Here is a 24,099-nt window from a genome sequence, read left to right on the forward strand (position 1 = left end):
TTCACATCCCGCTTCGATCGAAGCGGGATTGGTTCAACGTATGAGTGCGTTTTCCATCGCAGAAGAAGCGTAATACTTCCGCTTCCATTCCTCCAAACGTCCGTCCATAATTCTAAACCAAAGAGGAGGGACGAGAGCGATCAGAATCATCACCTCGTATCCGAAGGGAAGTTGTGGACTTTCCTCGAAGTGACGCAACGCCGAATAACGTCTCCCCGCGTTCGCGTGATGATCGGAATGTCGTTGTAGATGGAACAAAAACGCGTTGCTTACGGCGAAGTTCTGGTTCCAAGAATGAATCGGAAGAACCTTTTCGAATTTTCCCGGTGCGATTTCCTTTCGTTTTAAACCGTAGTGTTCGATGTAGTTCACCAACTCCAAAAGGGAAAATGCGATCCAACTCTGAATAAAAAAGAACGCGGGGATTTCCCAGGAAAATCTTCCGGAATACATCCAAAAACAGAACGTAACCGTAACGATAAAAAACACAGGAAAAACGATCGCTTGAATCGTTTCGTTTTCCAAAGACCAAACCGATTTACCCGCTTTAAGGAGACGTTTTTTTTCCAGCTTCCAAGCGGACACGAAGGAACCGAAAACGGTTCTAGGATAAAAACCGTAAAAGGATTCTCCTTGTCTTGAAGTGGCCGGATCCTCGTGTGTGGAAACGTTCACGTGATGTCCCCGATTGTGTTCGATAAAAAAGTGCATATAACAGACGGTCATAAGGATGAATTTGGAATACCACTGTTCTATCTTTTTGTTTTTGTGACCGAGCTCGTGTGCGACCGTGATTCCGATTCCTCCCGTGTTGATTCCGATCGAAAGAACGAAACCGAACCATTCCCAAACGGACAACGTTCCCGATTGAATGACAAACAAGGCCCAAAGGACGAGGAAAAATTGCACCCAAGCCCACACATAGGTCAAAAAACGGAAATAAAATTCGTTCTGCAGAGCGGGCACTTCCTCTTCGGAAGGATTGGAAGAATCGGAACCGATCGCAACGTCAAGAACGGGTAAAAGACCGAATACGACCGCAAAGGTAAGAAAATTATAAACCCCACCCAGATAATAACCTAACACCGCGAATGCGGGCACCAAAAAACATACGATGAACGAATAACGTTTTCCATTGTTCATACACTTCTCCTCTCCCTCTTTTATTTTCAAATTCACACGATTTATTTTTTGCAGAATCGCCGTCGGTCGTTCCGCCTTCCGCAAACATTTCTCGAAAATCGAAATCGAGCAGACCCGGTCTCGGAAACGTTTTTTTTCGTTTCCGAACAAATCCTCCGATCCGCAAAGTCCCTTCGAAACTCCACGCACCACAATGCCAGCCAGCTTTTCCCGACAAGAATCCGGTAGACGATCCCACAAAGGAGGTGCGGTGGAATGGGAATTCGTAGGTTCAATCGATCCATTCTTTTTCGAACAACAGTTGTTATATATAAAAATAAATCAGGAGGCAAGTATTTTTTTTGAAAAACCGAGCCCGCAACTGCCGCAAAACAGGGCTTATTCCTCTCAAAGTCTTTGCGAACGTCTAAATCAAAACGCCTCGGTGCGGCTTAAATTTTCAAAAATCGATCGTTTTGGATAATTTTCCTATACAACCGCGGCGGATCGAAAACGGTAGAAGTGTATTCCCTAAGGAATGCTCCTGTCGGGTTTCGTTTTGGACCCGAAAAGCGTAAACTCCGCAATTGAAAACCCGGACCCGGTCCGAAACAACGATAGGAAACAGAAGAATGACCGATCAAAATCTTGGGCTCTACGAAACCCTTTCCAAAATCAAACCACTCAAAAGTTACACCGCCAAAATCCTGTTAGTCGCCTTTCTCGGAACGCACGTCCCGCTGATCGCGCTTCTCACCTACTACGTAGTTCAGACCGGTTTCGACGTCCGTATGATCGTTCAAACCCTGGTCGTTGCCCTAATCGCAACGTTAGGCGGAACCGGAGCTACGTTATTCGCGCTTCATAAACTACTGACTCCGATCACCCTTACTTCCCATTGTCTCAAAAAATATCTGAGCGAAAAAGTGCTTCCCAACTTACCCACGAATTATACGGACGAAGCGGGAACTCTGATGGCGGGAACCGCGCTGACGGTCCGTAAACTGGACGAGGTCATAAATTATCTCTCCAACTACGATCCTTTGACAAGTCTTCCCAATCGGGATTACTTCGTGGAAACCATCTATTCTGAAATCAAAAAGATCTCAGGTTCGGAAGGAAGGCTGTTCGTAGTATCGGTGGGAATCCAGAGATGGAAGGAAATCAAAAACACTTTCGGAAACCACGCCTCCGATATTTTTCTTCGGTTTATCGGAAAACGTATCGGCGAACTCGGCAACGACGCGATCGTTTTGGCGAGATCGGGAGAAGGAGAATTTTCGCTCCTCTTCTCCTCCGAAACGGGCAACGACTTTGGTTGCGAAAAAACTGTGATCGATATCTTGGAAGGTTTTAAGGAAGCGCTTCCGATTGCGGGAAACGAACTTTACGTCGGCATCAACGCTGGTATCGCACGTTATCCGGAAGACGGTACCGCATCCGAACAACTTTTATGGAAAGCGGAAGCGGCCTTGAACGGAAGCCTCACCCAGGGAACTCAGTATTCCTTTTTTACTCCGGAACTCAACGACCGTATCAAGGAAAAATTGACCCTGGAAAAGGAATTGAGAGACGCGATCGCGAAGGATCAATTTTCTGTAGTATATCAACCGAAGGTGAATCTTAAAACCGGCGCGTTAGACGGAATGGAAGCGTTGGTCCGATGGAATCATCCTCAATCGGGAATCGTCTCTCCTCTTCAGTTTATTCCCATGGCCGAAGAAACCGGCTTAATCGTAGAATTAGGAGAACTGGTCCTTAGAAAGGCATGCACCGATTTGCAGAATTGGAAACGTAAGGGACTCCCCGGTTTTCGAGTGTCGGTCAATCTTTCCGCGATTCAGTTTAGAAAAAAATTTCTTACCGAATCCGTCCTAAATATATTAGAAGAAACGAATACTCGTCCGGAGGAGCTGGAACTTGAAATCACCGAAAGCGCTTTAGCGGGCGATCCGATTTCAACCTTGGAGGTTTTACATTCCCTACATCAATCGGGTATCACACTTTCCTTGGACGATTTCGGAACGGGGTATTCCTCCCTCAGCTCCTTAAGTCAATATCCTATCCACACTCTCAAAATAGATCAATCCTTCGTAAAAGGATTAAACGAGGATCCCGCAAACGACTCGATCATCAAAACGATCCTTGCCTTAGCGGAAAGTCTCAACTTAAAGACGATCGCGGAAGGAATCGAATCCGAGCGACAAAAGGAAATTTTGGCGCTTGAGGGTTGCGAAAGCGGACAGGGTTATCTTTTTTCCAAACCCCTCCCGATCGAACTTTTGGAGGATTTCGCCCGCAACCTCCGATCCCCCGACAAACTTGCCGTCGATAAACTGACCGTTTTCTGACCTCCTTTTTCGGGCCGATCCTTTGTTGTGGTTGGGATCGTGCCCGTTCGACGTCCGTTCAAAACGGTCGAATCTGCAACCGTTTTGTAATATTCTATTTTTATAATTCTATTATTAATACGACACAGTCGTCTTCCGTATCGTGATTCCCCTTCCCGCACGTGTAAAAAGATGGAATTTTATCCGGAACCGACTTCCAACTTTAACACGTTTGTAACATTCGGGACGATTTTAATCTTGTAACCGTTCCTCGAAATGAGATTGGGTAGCCATCCAGAAAGGAAACCCGTTACAAAATGATTACAAAACAATATTCTATACTCGTTCTGATTCTTTGTTTAACTCCCGCATTCGGCGGCGTTTTCGCGGATACCGTCACGAATACGAAAACCAAAGAGGTGATCGAAAACGTGAAAACTTCCGAAAACGAACAGGGTATCATCGTTGAATACGAGGACGGAACCAAACGCGGCTTTAAAAAGGACGCGGTTTCCGTGGAGAAAAAGGAAGTCAAGTGGACCAAAGACGAAGAACAATCGAAAGAAGAAACCAAGACAGATCGTTACTTCGCGTGGGGAACATTAACCGGACTTCTGATTCTTTTTTTCGCACTACCCTAAGGACAAACTACGGTTACGCTACGATGAAACCCGCTAAGACCATATCCGATCCGAAAACGTTCAACGTTACGGGAATTATATCGGTTTGTAACTCTCGCGTAACCGCGTTCGTTTAATTTTATGCCGACCGTAAAAAGGTTTATTTTCAAGGAGTCATAAGAAATGAAATCGACTTTCCCTAAAAAAGTATCGCTTCTTTTGTTAAGCGTAGCTTTATTACTCTCCTCATTTACCGCATGTAAGGAGGATTCCAAAGACAACACCGCGTTATTCGCCATCGCTCTTTTAGCGGGCGGATCGAATCCGGACGCTGGATCCGGAATCTGCGACGGTACCCTTATCCAAGGCGGGAACACCGTTCTTACCGGAGATATCACTTCCAACCAAACTCTTCCCGCTTTCTCATCCAGCTCGTTGAGCGGAATCGTTAGAGTGAAAGCCGGAGCCACCATCATCTTCGAAAGAGGTGCGGTGGTTTTCGGAACCGCAGGATCCGCGTTGATCATCGAACAGGGTGCCGCCATCGTTACGTTAGGTGACGCGGCCGCTCCGGTTTGTTTTACGTCTTCGAAAACCGCGGGCAATCGGGCTCCAGGAGACTGGGGAGGAATCTTAGTGATCGGCGACGGCGTGGGCACAAGAGCCGCTGCGCAAAACACGGAAGGTGGAACCGGTCTGCAATACAATAGCGGCGCGAACGACAACGGATCTTCCGGAAGTCTGACTCATACCATCATCGAATTCGCCGGTAACGAAGTTTCTGCCGGAGACGAATTGAACGGACTCTCCCTCTACGTGGTCGGTAGCGGTACAACTTTGAACTACGTTCAAGTGCACAGACATCTCGACGACGGAATCGAATCTTGGGGAGGAGCTTGGACCGGTAAATATCTTTTGATGACCGGCGGACAAGACGACGACTTCGATCTCGACGAAGGATACACAGGAAAAGTTCAGTTTCTGATCGCTCAGAAATACCCGACCACTTGCGGAGGAACTCCTTCCACCGATCCTCACGGTTTCGAAATGGACGGTTCACACAGCGGTGGCACCGCTTCGGCGACTGCGAAGCCGGGAACTAACGTAAGACTCTCCAACTTCACTTTGATCGGACACAACGTAACAGCAGGTTACGGCGCGAGATTTAGAGAAGGACTTCAGGGAACGTTTAGCAACGGCGCGATCTACGGTTTTCAAGCCGGCAACATCGACTGTCTTCTGAACGGAGGCGGCGGTCAACCGACCGATCCGACGTTTACGAACGTTTTAGTGGAAGCAGCTAAACCGAACAACGACACCACCGGTGGAGCTTGTAATCCGCCCGCTGACGGTTTGACCGCGGTTCCTGTGACCTCCTTGGGTTCGGGAGATTCGGACGATTGTTCGTTTGCAACTAAGCCGGATTATCAACCCGCCGCAGAGGCCGCGAACGCTGCTGGTTCCGCGCTTACCGCACAAGCAGGAGACACGTTCTTCACCGACAATACCACCTACGGCGGAATGATCGCCGGAGACAACTGGACCTTCGGTTGGACCGTTTATAGAGCTAAGTAAAAAGAATACAGAGAGGGATTCTTCAGATCGGAGAATCCCCGTTTTACGTTTTTATGCCGAAATCAAAGAACACACGAATTGAATCGAACGAAAAAAAACCGAGATACGGATTTCGGAAAATCGATTCCATTACAATAGCAACGAATTATTCTATTCTATTTTTATTATTTATTACGATAACGATCTCGGGTTGCGGGAAAAAGGACAATCGGATCGATTTCGACAACCTACCCGTGGACCCAAAACGGGCCGCGGAAATCGAAAAGGATCGCGCCGTCCTCCGATCCGAACTCAAGGAAAATTATTCCTTAAACGGATCCGCCGATACTCTGGAAGGCGCCATCGAAAACGCACTGACCGAAATCCGCGTCACTCCTCGCAACTCCGAGGACAAAATGAAGTTCTCCTGCAACCCGGACGAAATCCGCAAAATCTATCTGCCCAACAATCTCGACCAAAAGAACATAGTCGCCGAATCGAAGATAGAAGACGCGATGTATCTTCTCCTGGTAAGAAGAATGGCAGGCATAGATAAAATCCGACAAACCCTGAGTGGGACGTCCGGAAAAATCAAAATCGCTCCGATCAAAACACCGCATAACGTGCGGAAGCTGAACAAAATAAACGGATACGTGATCGGAGACGTCCGCTTAGAAACCGGCGGAAAAACCCTGCGAATCGACGAAATCAAATTAGTGATCGAACATAAAAACAAATTCAAAGTATGCACGTACGGAACATGAAACATAAAACAATTAGAATATTCATTTTTCTTTGTATTTTCCTAATCGTCTCTCCCTCATTCGGACAAGCGACAGGAAAACTTAAAGGTAAAATCGTAGATTCCGAATCCGGAGATCCGGTTTTCGGAACCGTAATCATCGTCCGCTCCGTCAAGGCGGCGACGCGAAGCGACTTCGACGGAAAATACGAATTAAATCTTCCTCCCGGCGAACACACGGTCGAATTTCAAATGATCGGTTACGCCACGCAGTTCAAGAAGATATCCGTTTCACCGGGCTCCCAAAATTCTATCAACGTGGTTATGGGTGCGCAGGTGTTGGATACGGTCGAAGTAAAGGGAAGAGGATTGGAAAACTCGGATTCCGCGTTACTCGCTCTTCAAAGAAAAAGCGGCGTGGTCTCGGACGGGATCAGCGAAGAAGCCATTAAAAAAAGTCCCGACTCTTCTGCGGGAGACGTACTACGAAGAGTCACCGGTATCACGCTGGTAGGCGGACGTTTTATCTTCGTTCGCGGTTTGGGAGAAAGATATTCCAACACGATCCTAAACGATTCGTTCATCCCGTCTCCGGAACCGGACAAAAGAATCGTCCCCTTGGATTTATTCCCCGCCGGAGTTATCAAAAATATACGCGTGATTAAATCCGCTTCCGCGGAGGACTCGGCGGAATTTTCCGGAGGGATCGTAAAAATAGAAACGAAGGAATATCCCGATACCCTCCAACTTTCCGTTTCCCTCGGAGTCGGTAAGAACACGCAAGTTATGGGTCACAAATTCAAAACCTTCAATCAAGGGGATATGTACAACGACCTCGGATTGGTTTCCAAAAAGCAGGAACTTCCCGGAATGATCGACGGACTTCCGAAAGTGATTCCTTTTGTGGAAGGAGACCGCTTCGGTGGAATTCCCACGAATCTGATGAAGATCGGAGCCTTGAGTTTCAATCAGCAATGGTCACCGCAGGAACAAGACTCGCCTTTCAACAAATCCTTCAGCATCTCAGCGGGAAATTCCTTTAAGAGCGAAAAATGGGGAAGATTCGGAATTTTAGCGGGAACGACTTACAATAGAAGTTATAACTACCGCGAAGAAACGAACTCTCGTTTTCAAGCAACCAATCCCGTTTCCCTTTATTTAAAGGATTCTAATATTCTACGTCCCTTGAATCAGAACAATCAGAAGATATACAACGAGGAAGTGCTCTGGGGAAATAACATAAATCTTGCATACGAACCGACGATCGGTCAGCAGTTTTTTATCAAGACGCTTTATTCCGCACAATCGGATAAGATCGTCCGGGAAGGAGAAGGCGCCAACTACATCGATAACTTCAACTTCAAATCGGTGAATTTGAGTTACGTAAGCAGGACCATCTTCAACAACACCGTCGGCGGAGAACATGAAATCCGACTTTTCGGTTCCAGACCTCACAAATTGGAATGGAACACGAACTACGCGCTCGCCGAACGCGATGAACCGGACGCTCGCAACCAGGCCTGGTCCCAAGGAGGCAGCGATTTGGGAGCCGGTTTCCGCAGACTGGGAAACAATCCGGACGGAACCAGATATTTTTCTAAAACAGAAGACACGATCCGCAGTCAATCCTTGAAATACGAAATTCCCTTCAACCAATGGGATGGACTTCAGAGTAAACTGAAATTCGGAGTAAACAACCTGGACCGTTTTAAACACTTCGAGTTTCGCGAATTCGGTCAAAGAAACTTCAACGGAAGCGATAGGGATTATATCTATCCCGTTCCCGGAGAAATCATCTATAACCCGCTTACGTATATATCAGGAAATCGTAAAATGTTCGAAAGGGCTTCCGGCAATAACGCTTACGACGCTTCGCAAAATCTAAAAGCCGCGTTTGTGCAGGCGGAAATACCGATTCTCGCAAAACTGAAAACGATCGTGGGCGTTCGTTACGAGGATAGTTATCAAAAGACGAAAACATACGATCTAAAATCCAGTTGGAACGGTTTTAACGCCGCTTACGGTTGTAACACGAATTCGGAAGAGGAAAGACTTCTTCTGATCAAAGCCAACCTCTGCGACGCAAACAATTTAGGAATCGGAGAACTGAGAACCAAAGACAAACTTCCTTCCGCAAACGTCGCTTGGGAAATCGCCAAGGATATGAATCTCCGTTTGGGTTATTCGCAGACTCTGACCAGACCCGATCTGCGCGAACTTTCCCCGTTCGGTTTTTCCGCGTATTTTCAGGCGGATCGTATATTCGGTAATTCGAGTCTTCAAAGGACATACATACACAACTACGACGTTCGTTGGGAATATTATCTGACCAACACGGACTACATCGGCGTCGGTGCGTTCTACAAAAATCTTTCCAATCCGATCGAGCTCATCGGTCTACCGGTAGCGGGAAGCGCGAGTTTGGTATATAAATACGCCAACGCACAACAAGCCACCATCCGCGGTATCGAACTCGATTATCGTAAGGAGCTGCTTTGGTGGCTTCGTTTAGAAGCGAACGTATTCTTTATTCGTTCGAGAGTGGACGTCATAGACGCGAATATATACGGGTTTATCGCCACCGGTCAGGTGGATCCCGCTTCCACATACGCTGCTTATGCGCCGACCAATCTGAGTCGCCCGTTGCAAGGTCAGTCGGATTTCGTATCCAACGTCAGAATCGACGTTTATACTTCCAAATCCAAAAAACACAACGTAGGTTTCTACTATAACTATTTCAGCGATCGGATCGCTCTCGTAGGTTCCGACGGAGTTCCGGATGCGATTCAAAAAGGTGCCGGAACTACGGACGTAGTTTATACTTACAAACACAACGATCGATTCGATATAAGAAGTTCGGTGCGTAACCTCATGAACACACAATTTAAAATTTCGCAGACCGATCCTTTGACCGGTCAGGAATACGTGTTTCAAAAATATAGAACCGGTTTGGATATTTCCTTCTCGGCGACTTATAAACTCTAAAATTTCTTCCGCACGAGGAACGTCCGCGGCCCCAACACTTCTCTCTCTCCGGGGCTCGGACGTTTTTATTTTCCCATCGACGATAAGGCCGAGGTTATAACGTTCGTATTTTACGGTTCGAAAGAAACGCGATCTCCGAAAAAGAAAAGAAACACGCTTCTTATTCGTGTCGAAGGGAATTCGAAAAATTCGCCGTCATTACGTAACCTGCGGTTGTACCCTCTTCGTTTCGCGGAGGCCTCTCATCCTTTCCCCAATTTCTCGTTGTTCGTTTCGCGAGTTTCTACTTTTTCTCTCGAGTTCGTATTCTTAAATTCGACGAGCAAGTTTTAAAGCCGTAACCCTTTTGTAATTCTCCGGTAACAATTCGTTCGTATATTACAGACACATTTTAATCGGAGATATCGATGAAATTTTCCTATAGAACGAAAGACATAAAATGGATCGCAAGCGCACTGATCCTCGCGGGATTGATTTCCCTTTCTACGACCGCAATTTTAGGCCAAGATAAAACCGCGGAACCCGCAAAAACCGAAGCGAAAGCGACCGACGGCGCCGCTCCGACGGGAGAAGAAACGAAAACCGAAACCGCACCGGCGACTCCGAAAGCGGACAAAGGATGGGGATTCGTGGATCTATTCCTTTTGGGAGGATGGACGATGTATCCTCTGGCGCTCTCCTCGATCGTCGCTTTGGGAATCATCTTTGAAAGAATTTATTTCTTAGGAACCGCGAAACTGCTTCCTAAGGGTTACAATATAGATCTGGGAGAAACGATGGATTCCAAGGGTCTGGACGGAGTACAGGGATTTCTGGAAGAAAGAAAGGACTATAAAATCACACAAGTGCTCGCAGGCGGTATCGACGTATCTTCCGGTGACGCGGAGATTTTCGCGAAAGGTGTGGAACGCGAAGCCGCGGAAGTGATCACCGTTTTGGAAAGAGGACTCGTCATCTTGGCGGCGGTTTCCACGATCGCTCCGTTGATCGGATTTTTGGGAACCGTATCCGGTATGATCAACGCGTTCGACGCCATCGCAAACGCGGATCAGGTAAACGCGAAAGTTGTGGCGGGCGGTATCAAAGAAGCCTTGATTACCACGGCGGCCGGTTTGATCGTCGCGATTCCTGCGATGACGTTCCACCAATATCTCACTTCCAGAATCGACGGTTTCACCTCCGAAGTGGAAGAAGCGGCGAACAGAATTTATAAGGAATTCCTAAAGAGAAATTCCAGAAAAGCGTAATCGTTTTTAGGGATTCGGGAATCTTAATATGATCCAAATCAAAAAGAAACGCGTGTTGGAGGAAATCTCCGCCTCCTCTATGTCGGATATTGCATTTCTTCTCCTTGTGTTTTTCATGGTAACGGCCGTTTTTTTCGTAAAGGAAGGATTGAATATCCAACTTCCCCGAAAGAATTCCAATCCCACCTTGGTTCTTCGCGACAACATCTACGAGATTTTGGTCGCGGGAGAACTCGTAAAGATGAAGAACAAATCGATCGGAACAAAAGATTACAGAAATCTAATAGACTTTCGCGAACAGTTGAACCTGATGGATATCCCCGATATCGAAAACAAAGTGGCCCTGATCAAAACGACGGGAGAAACCAAATACGGAAACATGTTGGACGCGCTTTCCGCGGTTCAGATCCGCGGTTTCAAACAGATCTCCGTAAAAAGGCTGAAATAATATGGGTTTAAAAAAGAAAAAGAAATCCCCTTCGATTCCGGTCAGTTCGATGGCCGATATCGCGTTCTTACTTCTGGTCTTTTTTATGGTCACTTCGGTCTTGGATACGGATCCGGATCTTCCGATCGCGTTGCCCGACGTGCCCGGCGGTGAACAGTTGAACAAAAAGATCGCCAATCTTTACCTCAGTGCGGATCCGAATAAAACCGTGTATTTCAATCAGGTAAAAATGCCGTTAAACGAAGCCATCAACAACGTCAGAGCCAAGTTGACCACAACTCCCGATCTGAAGGTATTGATCCACGCGGACAAGGAGTTGTCGTATGCGGATTTGGACAACACCTTCGAGATGTTAAAGGAAGCCGGTGCGTTGAAAATTTCCCTCGTCACCAAAACGACACAAGGCGGAGGACTTTGACCGATGGAAGGAAACAACTCACCGATCACCGTCGTAAAACGGGGAAAACTCAGAAGGTTCGTAGATCGATATCGGATGGAATTTTTTCTTTCCGTCTCCTTTATCCTTCAGATGTTGATTCTTTTTTTCTGGTATACACCTTCCATCGAATTCAACCGTCTCGACCGACTCGTGGACGAAGTTGCGTTCGTTGATAACTTAGTGATCCAAGATCCTAACGTCGGAGAAGCGGCAGACGACGGCGAGTTCGAAGTCACGGACACGGTGAAAAAACAGGAAGATCCTCGAATCGCCGGCGCGCAGGACGCGATTATCTCGGGAGCCACGGCGCCTGTGGATCTTACTCCGAACATCACCCCCGAGTATCCGACCGAAGCGAGATCGGCGGGCATCGCGGGAACTTCCACATTGGAAGTGATCATCGCCGAAAACGGACAGGTTCTCCGCGTCCGTTCCGTGGGAAAACCCTTAGGATTCGGATTGGACGAAGCCGCGGTCGAAGCCTTTTACAAAAAAAGATATTCACCTTCCGTGTTGGACGGAAAACCCATCACCGTGAAAGTGTTGATACCGGTGCGTTTCAGTCTTTACTAAAGTTCCTAAAATAAAACGAAGAAGACGGGGAAAACCCGTCTCCGTTTTCCGAATTTAAATCTCTTGCAAAACGTCCGAAATCGGATTTTAACTGTAACTTCTAGGATCCGCGTCCGAAGAAGTCAACGATGTTATCGATCCAATACCAAAACATTCTCCGAACGTTTACGCAACTTTCGGATCTATTATCCACGCTCGAGGAAAAACAGTATTCGCTCGAAATAGCCGCCCTCAAAGGTGCGAGCATCGGCAAACACGTACGACATTGTATCGATGTCCTAGAGAATTTAATCTCCGGTATGGCGGAATCGGAAGTTTCCTACGACGACCGTAAACGGAACACGTTATACGAAACATCTCCGCTTGCCGCGCGTGAAAAGATATTCGAACTTGTGGGAAAATTGGAATCTATAGACGAAAACAGGATGTTTTCGTTGCGATATCTTTTGGATCCGGAAACCGGACTCGAAGGACGAACCTTCTCCAATCTGAGAAGGGAATACCAATACGTTCACGATCATACGATCCATCACATGGCGATCATCAAAATCTATGCGGAGCACTTTTTAAGGAATGTCTCAATCCCTGACGAATTCGGAACGGCGTTATCAACGCTCCGATTCCAAAAACATCCCACCCGAAACGAAGGATAAATCCTTCGGAAAAATTCCGAGCTTGTTTTATCGTTTGAGGTTATTTTTCGAAAAATTAACCCGATCCGAGTTCTGGCCGGCTTGGTTGTTTTATCTACCCTTGGTGCCTTACGCGGCGTATCTAACGATACGATACCGAGGTTTCGGGACTATCTGCGCCGCCGATCCGGGAATTCCTCTCGGAGGTTTGGTGGGGGAGTCCAAAAACGAAATCCTTTCGAATCTGAATTCTACCCACGTATTAAAGTTCCGCAAAATTCTTCCGAGCGAAAACGGACCCGTCGCCTTAAGGCGTGCGATCGAGGATCTAAGTTTAGAATATCCTTATATTCTAAAGCCCGACGCAGGACAAAGGGGGGCCGGAGTAAAACTGATCAGAAACGAAGAGGAAGCCGTCCGTTATCTTTCCAAAACGAACGTCGGTCTTCTGATCCAGGAATATCATCCCGGTCCGAAAGAAGCCGGCGTTTTTTACTATCGAATTCCGGGACAACCGAAAGGGAAAATTCTTTCGATTACCCGTAAAACGTTTCCTGTGATCGAAGGGAACGGAGAACACACTCTCGGAGAACTCGTGCTCGCTCACCGACGATTCAAATACCAGTGGAAGGTTTTCCGGGAAAGAAGAAAGGATTGGGATCGAATTCCCGAATTAGGCGAACGAATCCGACTCGCGGAGGCGGGCAACCATTGTCAGGGAACTTTGTTTACGGACGGAGCCGATCTGATCACGGAAACGTTGACCGATAAAATCGACGAAATCTCCCGGAGTTTCCGCGGATTTTATTTCGGAAGATACGATATACGATATCGTTCCGACGATTCCTTTAAAGACGGAAAGAACTTCGGAATCGTCGAACTGAACGGAATCACGTCCGAGTCCACGAATCTCTACGACCCCGCATTCGGTATTTTAAAAAAGTACTCCGTACTCTTCGGACAATGGAATTTGCTTTTTAGAATCGGATGGGAAAACAGAAAACTCGGAACCGCAAAAACGAGTCTTTACGAAATCGTGAAAACGTTGTTCGAATATTATTCCGCGGATAAAAAAATCGAAGACCGATCGGATTAACCGGAAAAAACTTTCCCAATCCCGGACGTTCAAAAGCGGTCTTTTGAAAAAACGAATCCGTTTCCAACGACACAAATAGAGGTAGAGAAGATGATCCACTCCGTTCTTAAAATCGTATATTTCTTATTCGGAGATCCCAAGATCAATTCCTTGGAACACAGATTGTTCAACACGGTCGTGTTCGTAAACGGGGCGTTGAACATCTTCGGAGCGTTCTCCTCCTTTTATTTAGAAAACTTCATGATCATATTCCTGTTGAACTTCGTTTCGGGAATTCTTCTTTTGGGGATGTATTTCGCGTCGCGTGTGAACGGTTATTACTATTCACTCTTTTGGCCCTTTAATCTCACGATTCTGATCTACCTTTCTTCGATGTGGTTCTTTAACGGAGGTTCCATAGGAGGAAACCATTATTACTTCATCCCCGCGCTCGTGATCGCGACGATTCTGCTCCGCAATCACAACGTTTGGTTGGTCTATCTGCTTTATGCGGTGGTCACCGCTTTTCTTTATACGTCCGAATTCTTTCACCGGGATCTCGTCAAGGCCTACCCGAACGAAACCGAACGTTATCTCGACGCGGGGGGGAATTACCTTTTCGTACAGATTTTGACGGGGTTGCTGATCTTTATCCTCACGAGAAATCTGAACATCGAACGTAAAAAATCGGAATCCCTATTGCTCAATATCCTACCCGAGGCGGTGGCGGAGGAATTAAAACGCAACGATTCCGTCGTTCCGGTCCGTTACGAAAGTGTGACCGTACTTTTCACGGATATGGCCGGGTTCACCAAAATCGCCGAGACTATGACTCCGGAAGAATTGTTAAGCGAACTCGATTTGTTTTTTAGGGAGTTCGATTCCATCACCAAAAAACACGGCTTGGAAAAAATAAAAACGATCGGAGACGCTTATATGGCGGCGGGCGGTCTTCCTCTGAAAAACGAAACTCACTTCGTAGACGCGGTGTTATGCGGACTGGAATTTCAAAATTTTATGATGCGAAAGCGACGCGAACGAGAAAGTAAATCCCTACCTTGTTGGGAACTTAGACTGGGAATCCACACAGGATCGGTCGTCGCCGGCGTGGTGGGAACGGATAAGTTTGCCTACGATATCTGGGGAGACAGCGTCAACACCGCGAGCAGGATGGAGAGTTCCGGAATTCCTGGAGAAGTGAACGTCTCCAGCGAAACATACGAACGAATCCGAACGTTTTTCTTGTGCGAACACAGGGGAAAGGTGCAGGCGAAAAACAAGGGGGAAATAGACATGTATCTGGTGAAAAAAATCGCAGACGGTCTGCACGAACCCGACGATCCGCTGAAACCGAACGCGCTCTTCCGGGATCGATACGAACGTCTGAAAAAAGCCGATACGTCGGTCGAAACGTCCGCTCGGACCGTTTCAAAAAATATACATTCATGAAACGTCATTTGTGGATCGGATGTATTTTCTTCCTTATTCTCCTGTTTTCCGTTTCGAAATGCAGACTGCCCGAAGACCTCAAAAAAAAGCCCGACGAAAGTCTGAACGGACTCAAAGAAAGCGGCGCCTACCCGGAGGAAATTTTTTTAAAGATCGAACATAGGACCGTATACGCAGTTTCGAGCGGGTGTGAATCAAAAAATAAGAATATTCTAATATTCATACATGGATCCCCCGGAGGATGGAACAACTACTCCTGGTATTTGGGAGATCCCGAACTCAGAAATTTTTTCTGTATCGTATCTTTCGATCGTCCCGGATTCGGAAAATCCGGAGCGGAAAGACCAATCCCGGACGTGGAGAAACAGGCTCGGATTCTGGATCGAGCGATTGATTCCCTTACAGGGACCCTTTTCAAGGAGAAAAAAATACTTCTCGTAGGACATTCATACGGGGGACCAATCGCGGCCAAAATAGCTTCGGACACAAAGGACCCTTCCCGAATGGGGCTGATTCTGTTGGCCGCTCCGCTGAGCGCGGAGGTGGAGGAAGTTCAATGGTACAATCGGGTCGCGGATTGGAGTTGGATCAAACGAATTCTTCCGAACGAAATCAACAACAGCAACGAAGAAATGCTTCCTCTCAAATCGCAACTCGCTTCTTTGGAAACCGCTTGGAAACGGATCCGATGTAAGACCGTAATGATCCACGGAAGGGACGATTCTCTCGTGCCGTTTTCCAATTTGGAATATCTGAAAACCGTTCTTCCCGCAACGATTCTGAAAACCGTGGAGCTCGAGGACGAAGATCATTTTATCCCTTGGACGCAAAAGGATCGAATCCGAACGACGATCCTGAATTTTTTCGAAGGCTAAATAAAAAGAACAAACGAACGATCTACCGATCGGAGGCTTCGGTTCGTGGAAATTCGAGAATAACTAGAATTTGGAACGAGACAAACTCCTGCGTGAATCGTTTACGAATCCGTCGTGCGCGTCGAACCGCAAAGCGCAACCCAAGAAGTCCGTGAAACTAAAATCGTTCGGAATCGCTCGAAAACGATACGACTCTCCCCTTTTTTGTCCGGGCTTTCTGTTATATTCTTCGGAACAATAGATCTTCCGAAAAGCAGTGCGGGTCGGACCAGTTTCCGATTCCAATCCGATCCATCGTAACGATTCCAGTGTTCGGAACCGTATTTCGGAAAGGGAGAAATAAAATGGCAAATATCACAAAACACGATCGGGTGAGAATTCGTTTTCTTTGCGACCAAGTGGGAACGCTTCGGGAAAAGGGGCTGGACGCACGTTCCGTTTTCGACCGCTGTTGGGATAAAATTCCGGAGGCTTTGATTCAAAAACTCAACACGGAGGAATTGCTGACCTATGTACAACGTCACGTCCTTCCGGTTCAGATCGTTTCTCTTCGGCAAGAAGGATTTCCCGGGACCGCGGAAACGAGGTCGGCGTAATTTCGCAATTCTCCGTTTTCGGAATCGGAAAGGAGAACGCGGAGTAAAGCCGATTCACGTAAGGCCGGAGCGGACTAAATCGTTCGAAACAGCATAACGTAAAACGCGATTCCGGACGACGTCTACGATGTGAAGAAGACAAAAAAAAATCCCAGGTCGAAAAACCGATCCGGGATTTTTAGAAAATTCTAATATTCGAATTTTCTTTAGTCTTCTTGGTGCAGAGAATATCTTCCGATTTCGAGCACCGTAAACCGCGTTTCCGCACCTGTGAGATTGAGAGCGGCGTGATCCCCGATTTTTTTACCCAAAAGGGATTTCGCGAGCGGAGATTGATAGCTGATGATATGTTTCTCCGTGTCCGCATCCCAAGCCCCGAGTATCGAATACGCTACAACTTCTCCCGTGCTTTCGTTTTTGAGTTTTACGGTCGTGCCGATATTGATCTTGTCCGTTTTGACGTTGGTAAGATCCAAGATAATCGCGCTTTTGATCTCGGCTTCGAGGCGTTTGATCGCGGCTTGCAATTGAACCTGTTTTTCCATCGCGGCCTTGTATTCCGCGTTTTCCCGCAAATCCCCCCTCTCCTGAGCTTCTCCGATATCCTTGGAGTTTTCGGGCATTTCCACGTTGAGAAGGTGTTCGAACTCGTCCTTTTTCCGATTGAGAGCGCGTCTCGTAACGAGAATTGCTCCGTCCGGAATCCGGTTGAGAATATCGTCGTCCTCTTCTTCCTCGTCTTCGTCCTCGTCCCAGGCGACATCCGGCTTTAATTCCACGATGAGAGAATACAGACGTTCCTTTTCCAAGTCCGTAAAATACGGAACTTCCTTATACAGGGCATACAACTTGCGTATGTATTCCGAATCCCCCGCGTGAATCGCTTCTCGAAGAACCTCGTCGTCGTTTCCGTGAAGAATTTCCTTGGATGCGTTTTTGAGTTTGGTTCCCTTGTCTTCGATTTTCGTGAGAGGTTTGAAAAGACGGAAAACTTTCAGGATCAATTCGAGACGTTCTTCCGGTTTCGAGGAAAGCAGCCAATCTCCTTCCCAGGTTTTCGTAAGAATGGATTTCGCCACCCAGATAAAAACCTCCGGAGTTTCCTTGGCTCTCGTTCCCGCGGATTTGATGAATGCGTTGAGAAGATCGAACTTTCCCTCCTCTTCCAAAATCGAAAAAACGTATTTGTTCACTTTGATCGGCACTTCGAAAAGAATCCCGGTCAGGATTTCTTCCGCGTTTTTCGCGTGTTTGCGGATCAAATTCACGTATCCTTTTTTGATCTCCACGTTTCCGATTTTGGTCGAAATTTCGACTAACGTGTTCGTTGGAAGAGATTTGAGTAGTTCGGCGATTTTCGGTTCGGTCAAATGACGGGGAATTTCCTCGTCTCCGAGTTCCTCCGAAGCGGCTTGTAGATAAAGAAACGCCACGATCTTACGAACGGGATCGGCCGCCTCTTCTTCTTCGTAATAAAAATGATTGAACGCTTCGATTGCACCTTCCGCGTCTTCGCGGTTATCCAACGCTTCCATCGCGATGTCCAACTTTTTGTTCGAATCGGTCTGGTGTGTGAATTTTTCGGAAAGTTCTTCCGAAAGGGAAATCGCCTTTTCGCGATAAACGAGTTCGTCTTTTTTCTTAGGATCGAATCCGATGTTCGGTTCTTTTTTGATTACGTTCTTGGCTTTGTTCCACCACTTGGACCATTCCGCCAAGGGAAGAAATTTTCCGGAAACTTCGGACTTGATGTCCGCGGTCAACATACGGTTGTCGAAAGAAGTCAAAAGTTCCTTGAAAAAATCGGGAATATTGTTCTTGAAAAGGTCTACGATCTCGTCCTTGTTTTCGTAGAACTTCACCCAGATATGATCTTTTTTGAGAGGTTTTAAACTGGTGATCGCCATTTGGATCGAAAGTTTATGATCTTTCTTATCCTTAAAATCCACGAAGATGGAATCTCCGTTAGGCGAAATCGAAGTGATTTTTCCGACACCCCAGTTTCTATGAAGAACGTAGTTGTTCGTGTCGAATACGATGTTTCTTTCGAAGTTGGCGATACAAACCTTGATCGGCTTTCTGTTGTTGCCGATCTCGGACATTTTAAGAAAGTCTTCCAAAAGGGAATGATTGGCGTATTTGGCTTTGTAAGCGCGGATGAGTTCGTTTCTGGCCTTGTTCGAAGAAGATTCGTGTTCCAGAATTTTCTTCAATAGATAGATTACCTTGTCCCAGTCTTCAAGTTGTTTGTAAGGTTCTACGATCGGATAAAGATATCCTACGAGCCTGGTCCGTTCCCTATGACCGAGCATGATTCTTTCGATTCTTTCGAAAAACTGAAGATCCTCGTGATTGTTATGTACGATGATCGGCCAGATCTCTTCGAGTTGAACGTAATCTTTGGTTTTAGCGAACGTTTCGATCGCCTGTTTGAGATACGTGATCGCGCGTTCTTTATTTTCTTCTAATATGGAAAGGGCGTATTTTTTTAGGATCTCGGGATTTTTGCGGTCGTGTTTGGCGAGTTTTTCGAGAACCGCTTTGAGTTCTTTATTCTTCTTTAATTTTTCAAGGGCTTCGGCCTTGTATTTGAGCGCGAGTCTTTGGTCCCCGTATTTCAAAATTTGATCGGTGATGTGTTCTATGATCGCCCACTTTCCCGCTACTTTAAAGGATTCTAATAGGTTTTTTAAAAGTCCCGAATCGCTGATCTCCCCTCTTTCGAGAGAAAGGATTCCGAGTAGATATCTTGCGGAGATGCTGTCTTCGTGTTCGGAAAGATATTCTTCGATTTTTTGTTTCGCTTCGTCTATCTTTCCGGCGGATTTATAAAATTCGATAAGATCGTCGAAAATCTTGAACTTAGAGGCTGGAATGGAGCTCGCATCCGTGCGAACATAGATTTCTTCGTTAAAAAGAGATGTCAGCTTGTCCAGATCGCTGGCCGGTCTGGTTTCCGTAGTTGCTGATATTTCGTTAGACATAGGATACTCCACCGATTGAGTCTCGGCTTGATGAAAATTGGGACGTTGTGGGGGTAAATTCCTCTCTGACAGCCCTGTAATTATCAATTATAGCCGAGTTGGCTTATCCGTAAACCAGAATTTGGAGAGAAGGGATTTCCCAAGAAAAAGCCAGTTTCTTAGGCTTTGGGAAAAAGGAAGAAGGCGGGGTTTTAGAACGCCCCGCCGATGAAAATCACTTGTTTGCGTTCGCGTTTCCGCCGCATTCCTTTTCGACTTTGGTCTTAAGCATCTTATCGAGTTTGTGTTTGCTTTTGCAATCCTCGTCGTCGAAGTCGATGGAAGCTCCGTCGAAGTGAACTTCGAATACGTCGGAGAGAACTCTCAACTCGTCAAAGAACAGATATACTGTTTCTCCGCTCGTATCGGGACGGGAACGGACCTTAAATTGTTTGAATACGAGGGTTTTTACCTGAGGATAGGAGTTTACGTCCTGGGGTATTCCTTGGGGAATCGCCACGGTCAGAGGTCTCCATCCGATAAAGTCCAAGGATCCGAACTGAAGGATATGGGTGTCTCCTTTCCAGTCTTCCAACCATCCTTCGAGGTTGTATTCGTTCCCTCTTCCGCAAACCCAGACAGAAAGCGCCTTGCTCACACCCGGGAATTCCACTCCGTAAATTTTGGAAATTTTTCTCTGGTTGTTCGCATCCAAATACGATTTGGTGCGGATTACTTCGTATTCCGGTACCCTCGGAGGACGGATCGTTACCGAGTTGTCCCCGGGGAAAGTGAACTGGAATTTTACTCCGAGAACCTTTGCGGTTCCTGCGTCCACATTCTTGATGTCTCCCGGTTTTCCGGAGATCAGCTTTACCTCGCGCAAGGACTGAGCGTTTTGTGCGGTAGCCTGATACTGCTGTTGTCCGGTTTGCGGTTGTTGGGTATCCTTATCGGTACTCACTTCCCATCCGTACGTCGCAGATGGAGCCGGGTTGTCCCAGGACTCCACGGTAATCGAACGCAGTTCCATTCCGCTGACGTCGATCCCGGTCGCGGTATCGATACCGCGTTTACTTTTGATGATGTTTTGTGCGTTCACCAGTCCGAGGAGGATCGCTCCTCCGAGGATCGCGGTAATCGCCGCCGTAATTTTAAACGATTTCATGAATCTTCCCATGTCTGCTTCCTTTTCTTTGAAGATTACCAGTTATCTTTGATCTCGGATCCGGGGTACTTCGCATCCGATTTATCGGCACGAACTTCCAAATCATCCATATAAAAATAAAACGATCCGCCCACTTCGTGAACGTCGCTGACTACGAATAAGGATACGAAGTGAAGATTCTTATCCAAAAGCGCGAATCTCGTACTTTGTGGAACGTATCCAGGAATCGTCGCGGTGAGTTTTCTCCATCCGAAATAATCCAATCTTCCGAGACGGATATTGTGGGTCTTCCCTCTGTAGTCTCTCAACTTCGCGAAAAGGGTATGACGGAATTTTCTTCCCAAGGCCCAAATGGATAGCTGACGCGCTTTTCCTTTGACCACGTATTCGTGGGGAGGAAACACTTCCACTCGATCGAACCCTCTGTAGTTATAGAAGGTTTTCACTCCGAGAATGTGATTTTTTTCGATCTGATCTCCTCCGTTGTCCGGCACCGTGTTTTCGTCAAACACGTCTCTCATCAGACCTCTTTGGACCATCTTGAGAACCTTCGTTTCTCCCAGAGGAGTGGTCGATTTGGCCCTCCAGTCCTCCGCCTCTTCGAAGTTCTCGAGAACGAGTTTCTCAAGAGGATCCGGGGCCGCTCCTGTTTGCTGATTTCCACCAGCTTGATTGTTTCCGGTCTGCTGGCTATAGACACCTGGTACAGCAAGAATGCAGAGCAGTCCGGCAAGTAAGATGATCTTCTTCCTCATGAGAATTTCTCCTGGTTGCAAAATACAAAGTAAAAAATCGGTTTGAAAACGGAGCTCGTATTCCCTTAAAAAACGGGAATCACGGAGAAAGGGAAAATTTGGTTCTACTACCGTCTCTGTATAAATATCGGAAGATAAAGGATCAAAATTAGCAAACGAAAAAGTTTTTTGGGAAATCGGAGATTTTTTTATTTCGAGCGACCTGTAACCTGTAGGGAGCGAGGATAGGATGCCGACGAGCCGCGGAGCGTCCGCAAGTGGCTCCCACCGAAGTTGGGAAATCCGGCTGGATCGTAGGGGGAAACTCGGGCCAAGTCAACCGTTTTTGTCCGGAGTTCCCACGAAGATTTTACCGACAAAGCGCGAGGCGTGTGAGTTCCCACGAAGATTTTACCGACAAAGCGCGGGCGTGTGTGAGTTCCCACGAAGATTTTACCGACAAAGCGCGGGCGTGTGAGTTCCCACGAAGATTTTACCGACAAAGCGCGGGGCGAGCGGCCCGGCCCGGCCCGGGTGGCCCTTGAGCAACTTGTTTCGTCGTAATTCCGACCAAAAACAAATCCGAAAAAACTTTTCGCTAACCTTCCTTTCCGTTTCTAAACTTACTTTCCCTTTCCGAAGAATTTCGCCAGAAAAATACAAACGAACCAGGAATAGTTCAGAAAAAAAAGACCCGAAACCCCAAACATCCCGCCCCGAAGCAGTCTTTTCTCGGCATCCTGAATGGGTCGGAAGATCGTCACTTTCTCGGAAATCGGCAATCGATAGAGTTTCGCGGCGTCTTGCACCGCCTGTTTGTAGAAGGGATACAAAGAATGGGATTCGAGATTTTCCCCCCAAAAGAAAACCGACTTCCCCCAAGAACAAGTGGGAAATTCCATCCGTTCGCAAGCCACCCAAACCCGAATCGGGTCCCCCTCCTTCCAAGCGGAAGAAACGAGAGGAGCCACGTGAAAGTAAATCGGTTTGGAACGCTTCGGTTCCGTTTTTTCGCGAATTACTGCGGAACGGGAAAAGACAGATTCGGTAAGAATCCGGATTCCCCGAAACACAAGAACCCGATCGTTTTCAAACTCGGATTTTTCCGCGAGGTCTGCGTTGTTCCCCGGAGGAACTCCCAAAAATAATCCGACGCTGTGACTGATATAAAGCGAGGAAACTCCCGCCGACAAAAGGCTCAGGAAAAGTGCGATATAAAGAAGATTTCCAAAACGCCCGCTCAAACGAATGACCAAAAATAAGAGCGGCAAAAATAGAGACAAAAGCACCGCGGCCGTCAAAGAAACCGAGCCGTAAATTCCCAACGGAATAAACAGAAGCGCCATCCCGTTCATCAACGCGAGTCCTAAAAATAACAACTTCCAAGGAGAATCGGAGGAAAATTCGCCCGGAAATTGACGATCTCCCGTTTTAACCAACGCGATTATCATACGTCACTCTACGATCAACTTACGATTGAGATGAGACCAAAGGTTTTTCAGTTCTTCAATCCGTTTTTCCGGACCGGAAATCGAAAACAAAAGTCCGCGGTTGTCCCGGAGAAAATATTTTTCCAACACGACCATAGGGACCTTGCGACCTTCGGGATGTACGAGAACGAAACGCGACACGTACGAATCCTCTTCTTTTTTCCTCCGGAAGTCGATCTCCCGCATGGTCCGCTGATTGATTCCGCGTTTTAGATCCCAGAGTTGGAAATAATTTTTTGAAGAATAAACCGCCGCGACGGGATGATAGGACATTCCAACCGAAAAGACGATCCGATCCGGACGAAACCGGAGAAGTTTTTCGGAACCGCTCCGATAAACCCTTTCCCATTCGTCGGAGTCCGTTTCGTCGGGAAGGGTTTTATAAAAACGTCTCAATTTCCAAACGTGATCTTCTTCGTTTCCGCTTTCAGGTGCGGAAGGTTCCGGAAAAAGGTGTTTCCAATCCTTTACGGTTTCCAAGGAAAAACGAAACGAAACGCTTTCCAATTTGAGAATATCCTTTTCGGAACATCCGAACGGATCGGTAAGATCCTCGGTCTCTTTGCTTTTATGCGCCATATGACGGATGAGACGGTTCAATGTTTGTGCAGCGACCGTTGCGCTTCCGGGAAGAGATTTTCCGAAACGCATCCGATAACAAAGACCGATCCCTTTTAATAAACGAATCGCGGAAAACGGTTCTCCGTGTTTTGCAAGAGAATCGGCCTCGCTCGTATGTACGTCCAATTCGGAAACGTCCGGAAAAACCTCCGTATAATCCCGGTCGATCAAAAATTCCACACGGCCGTCTTTGTAAAAACGGTAATTCCTTCCGTGAAGGTCCGTCTTCCATGTGAAATGGGGAACCGTTAGAAAAAATCGATTCACTTTATTGTGAAGGATTGCCTCTTTCTCTTCCTGATCGGCAAACCAAGAACCGCGCAACAGAGGATCCGTCGTTTGCGCACGAGCGAAATCGTGGAACGGCGATACTACGAATAAAACGAAAATGAAAAAAAAGACGCACATTAGAATCCCAAGTTTACTCGAAAGGAAA

The 24,099-nt window shown here is 46.9% G+C and carries 20 protein-coding genes; 14 read left to right on the forward strand and 6 right to left on the reverse strand.

What is annotated here, in order from left to right; translation table 11 throughout:
• Positions 1-33: 33 nt before the first annotated feature.
• Positions 34-1,143 (reverse strand): alkane 1-monooxygenase, encoded by a 1,110-nt coding sequence (locus EHQ17_RS12960; RefSeq protein ID WP_135592004.1) that lies wholly within the window; start codon positions 1,141-1,143, stop codon positions 34-36.
• A 611-nt stretch (positions 1,144-1,754) separates the two neighbouring features.
• Here EHQ17_RS12960 and EHQ17_RS12965 point away from each other — a divergent pair.
• The 14 genes from EHQ17_RS12965 to EHQ17_RS13030 all read left to right on the forward strand — a co-directional run bounded on the left by EHQ17_RS12965 (position 1,755) and on the right by EHQ17_RS13030 (position 16,687).
• Complete coding sequence (locus tag EHQ17_RS12965) at positions 1,755-3,473, forward strand: putative bifunctional diguanylate cyclase/phosphodiesterase (RefSeq protein WP_135592006.1); 1,719 nt, start codon at positions 1,755-1,757, stop codon at positions 3,471-3,473.
• A gap of 296 nt (positions 3,474-3,769) precedes the next feature.
• On the forward strand, positions 3,770-4,093 hold the full coding sequence (locus tag EHQ17_RS12970; protein ID WP_167881106.1) for an LIMLP_04285 family protein: 324 nt from the start codon (positions 3,770-3,772) through the stop codon (positions 4,091-4,093).
• A 162-nt stretch (positions 4,094-4,255) separates the two neighbouring features.
• Complete coding sequence (gene lipL48, locus EHQ17_RS12975) at positions 4,256-5,647, forward strand: oxidative stress response protein LipL48 (protein WP_135592008.1); 1,392 nt, start codon at positions 4,256-4,258, stop codon at positions 5,645-5,647.
• A gap of 233 nt (positions 5,648-5,880) precedes the next feature.
• Positions 5,881-6,390 carry a hypothetical protein gene (locus tag EHQ17_RS12980; protein ID WP_135592010.1) on the forward strand — a complete coding sequence of 170 codons (510 nt, stop codon included), beginning with the start codon at positions 5,881-5,883 and terminating at the stop codon, positions 6,388-6,390.
• On the forward strand, positions 6,387-9,353 hold the full coding sequence (locus EHQ17_RS12985; RefSeq protein WP_135592012.1) for a TonB-dependent receptor: 2,967 nt from the start codon (positions 6,387-6,389) through the stop codon (positions 9,351-9,353). Before EHQ17_RS12980 ends, EHQ17_RS12985 begins: the two co-directional genes overlap by 4 nt.
• 407 nt (positions 9,354-9,760) lie before the next feature.
• Positions 9,761-10,600 carry a MotA/TolQ/ExbB proton channel family protein gene (locus EHQ17_RS12990; RefSeq protein WP_135592014.1) on the forward strand — a complete coding sequence of 280 codons (840 nt, stop codon included), beginning with the start codon at positions 9,761-9,763 and terminating at the stop codon, positions 10,598-10,600.
• Between the two features lie 28 nt (positions 10,601-10,628).
• The gene (locus tag EHQ17_RS12995; protein WP_135592016.1) at positions 10,629-11,048 is read left to right on the forward strand and encodes an ExbD/TolR family protein; all 420 of its coding nucleotides are present in this window, start codon (positions 10,629-10,631) and stop codon (positions 11,046-11,048) included.
• A 1-nt stretch (position 11,049) separates the two neighbouring features.
• Positions 11,050-11,466: an ExbD/TolR family protein gene (locus tag EHQ17_RS13000; RefSeq protein ID WP_135592018.1), complete on the forward strand. Its 417-nt coding sequence runs from the start codon at positions 11,050-11,052 to the stop codon at positions 11,464-11,466.
• Between the two features lie 3 nt (positions 11,467-11,469).
• Positions 11,470-12,060 carry an energy transducer TonB gene (locus EHQ17_RS13005; protein ID WP_135592020.1) on the forward strand — a complete coding sequence of 197 codons (591 nt, stop codon included), beginning with the start codon at positions 11,470-11,472 and terminating at the stop codon, positions 12,058-12,060.
• 128 nt (positions 12,061-12,188) lie between these two features.
• On the forward strand, positions 12,189-12,713 hold the full coding sequence (locus EHQ17_RS13010) for a DinB family protein (RefSeq protein WP_135592022.1): 525 nt from the start codon (positions 12,189-12,191) through the stop codon (positions 12,711-12,713).
• Entirely contained in the window at positions 12,634-13,788 is a 1,155-nt protein-coding gene (locus tag EHQ17_RS13015) for an ATP-grasp domain-containing protein (protein ID WP_135592024.1), read from the forward strand. The genes EHQ17_RS13010 and EHQ17_RS13015 overlap by 80 nt, the downstream gene beginning before the upstream one ends.
• A gap of 90 nt (positions 13,789-13,878) precedes the next feature.
• Positions 13,879-15,216 carry an adenylate/guanylate cyclase domain-containing protein gene (locus EHQ17_RS13020; protein WP_135592026.1) on the forward strand — a complete coding sequence of 446 codons (1,338 nt, stop codon included), beginning with the start codon at positions 13,879-13,881 and terminating at the stop codon, positions 15,214-15,216.
• Positions 15,213-16,091, forward strand: a complete 879-nt coding sequence (locus EHQ17_RS13025; protein WP_135592028.1) for an alpha/beta fold hydrolase — start codon at positions 15,213-15,215, stop codon at positions 16,089-16,091. The genes EHQ17_RS13020 and EHQ17_RS13025 overlap by 4 nt, the downstream gene beginning before the upstream one ends.
• A 344-nt stretch (positions 16,092-16,435) precedes the next feature.
• Positions 16,436-16,687: a hypothetical protein gene (locus EHQ17_RS13030; protein WP_135592030.1), complete on the forward strand. Its 252-nt coding sequence runs from the start codon at positions 16,436-16,438 to the stop codon at positions 16,685-16,687.
• A gap of 206 nt (positions 16,688-16,893) precedes the next feature.
• Here the strand turns inward: EHQ17_RS13030 and greA are convergent, their stop codons facing one another.
• From greA to EHQ17_RS13055, 5 genes are all read right to left on the reverse strand, one after another.
• On the reverse strand, positions 16,894-19,671 hold the full coding sequence (gene greA, locus EHQ17_RS13035) for a transcription elongation factor GreA (RefSeq protein ID WP_135592032.1): 2,778 nt from the start codon (positions 19,669-19,671) through the stop codon (positions 16,894-16,896).
• A gap of 214 nt (positions 19,672-19,885) precedes the next feature.
• Positions 19,886-20,830: a flagellar filament outer layer protein FlaA1 gene (gene flaA1 / locus EHQ17_RS13040; RefSeq protein ID WP_135592034.1), complete on the reverse strand. Its 945-nt coding sequence runs from the start codon at positions 20,828-20,830 to the stop codon at positions 19,886-19,888.
• Positions 20,831-20,853: 23 nt separating this feature from the next.
• On the reverse strand, positions 20,854-21,573 hold the full coding sequence (flaA2, locus tag EHQ17_RS13045; RefSeq protein WP_135592036.1) for a flagellar filament outer layer protein FlaA2: 720 nt from the start codon (positions 21,571-21,573) through the stop codon (positions 20,854-20,856).
• 602 nt (positions 21,574-22,175) lie between these two features.
• Entirely contained in the window at positions 22,176-23,003 is an 828-nt protein-coding gene (locus EHQ17_RS13050; RefSeq protein WP_135592038.1) for a hypothetical protein, read from the reverse strand.
• 3 nt (positions 23,004-23,006) lie between these two features.
• The gene (locus tag EHQ17_RS13055) at positions 23,007-24,071 is read right to left on the reverse strand and encodes an LIC10775 family protein (protein ID WP_135592040.1); all 1,065 of its coding nucleotides are present in this window, start codon (positions 24,069-24,071) and stop codon (positions 23,007-23,009) included.
• Positions 24,072-24,099 lie beyond the last annotated feature (28 nt).

The sequence above is a fragment of the Leptospira gomenensis genome, assembly GCF_004770155.1.
GTDB classification, from domain to species: Bacteria; Spirochaetota; Leptospiria; order Leptospirales; family Leptospiraceae; genus Leptospira; species Leptospira gomenensis.

Coding starts and splice junctions, on each gene's coding strand:
- EHQ17_RS12990 (WP_135592014.1), top strand. CDS start 9,761: ATGAAATTTTCCTATAGAACGAAAGACATAAAATGGATCGCAAGCGCA.
- EHQ17_RS13055 (WP_135592040.1), bottom strand. CDS start 24,071: ATGTGCGTCTTTTTTTTCATTTTCGTTTTATTCGTAGTATCGCCGTTC.
- EHQ17_RS13050 (WP_135592038.1), bottom strand. CDS start 23,003: ATGATAATCGCGTTGGTTAAAACGGGAGATCGTCAATTTCCGGGCGAA.
- EHQ17_RS13010 (WP_135592022.1), top strand. CDS start 12,189: ATGTTATCGATCCAATACCAAAACATTCTCCGAACGTTTACGCAACTT.
- greA (WP_135592032.1), bottom strand. CDS start 19,671: ATGTCTAACGAAATATCAGCAACTACGGAAACCAGACCGGCCAGCGAT.
- EHQ17_RS13030 (WP_135592030.1), top strand. CDS start 16,436: ATGGCAAATATCACAAAACACGATCGGGTGAGAATTCGTTTTCTTTGC.
- EHQ17_RS12995 (WP_135592016.1), top strand. CDS start 10,629: ATGATCCAAATCAAAAAGAAACGCGTGTTGGAGGAAATCTCCGCCTCC.
- flaA2 (WP_135592036.1), bottom strand. CDS start 21,573: ATGAGGAAGAAGATCATCTTACTTGCCGGACTGCTCTGCATTCTTGCT.
- EHQ17_RS12965 (WP_135592006.1), top strand. CDS start 1,755: ATGACCGATCAAAATCTTGGGCTCTACGAAACCCTTTCCAAAATCAAA.
- EHQ17_RS13025 (WP_135592028.1), top strand. CDS start 15,213: ATGAAACGTCATTTGTGGATCGGATGTATTTTCTTCCTTATTCTCCTG.
- EHQ17_RS13020 (WP_135592026.1), top strand. CDS start 13,879: ATGATCCACTCCGTTCTTAAAATCGTATATTTCTTATTCGGAGATCCC.
- EHQ17_RS12985 (WP_135592012.1), top strand. CDS start 6,387: ATGAAACATAAAACAATTAGAATATTCATTTTTCTTTGTATTTTCCTA.
- flaA1 (WP_135592034.1), bottom strand. CDS start 20,830: ATGGGAAGATTCATGAAATCGTTTAAAATTACGGCGGCGATTACCGCG.
- EHQ17_RS13015 (WP_135592024.1), top strand. CDS start 12,634: ATGTCTCAATCCCTGACGAATTCGGAACGGCGTTATCAACGCTCCGAT.
- lipL48 (WP_135592008.1), top strand. CDS start 4,256: ATGAAATCGACTTTCCCTAAAAAAGTATCGCTTCTTTTGTTAAGCGTA.
- EHQ17_RS12960 (WP_135592004.1), bottom strand. CDS start 1,143: ATGAACAATGGAAAACGTTATTCGTTCATCGTATGTTTTTTGGTGCCC.
- EHQ17_RS13005 (WP_135592020.1), top strand. CDS start 11,470: ATGGAAGGAAACAACTCACCGATCACCGTCGTAAAACGGGGAAAACTC.
- EHQ17_RS12970 (WP_167881106.1), top strand. CDS start 3,770: ATGATTACAAAACAATATTCTATACTCGTTCTGATTCTTTGTTTAACT.
- EHQ17_RS13000 (WP_135592018.1), top strand. CDS start 11,050: ATGGGTTTAAAAAAGAAAAAGAAATCCCCTTCGATTCCGGTCAGTTCG.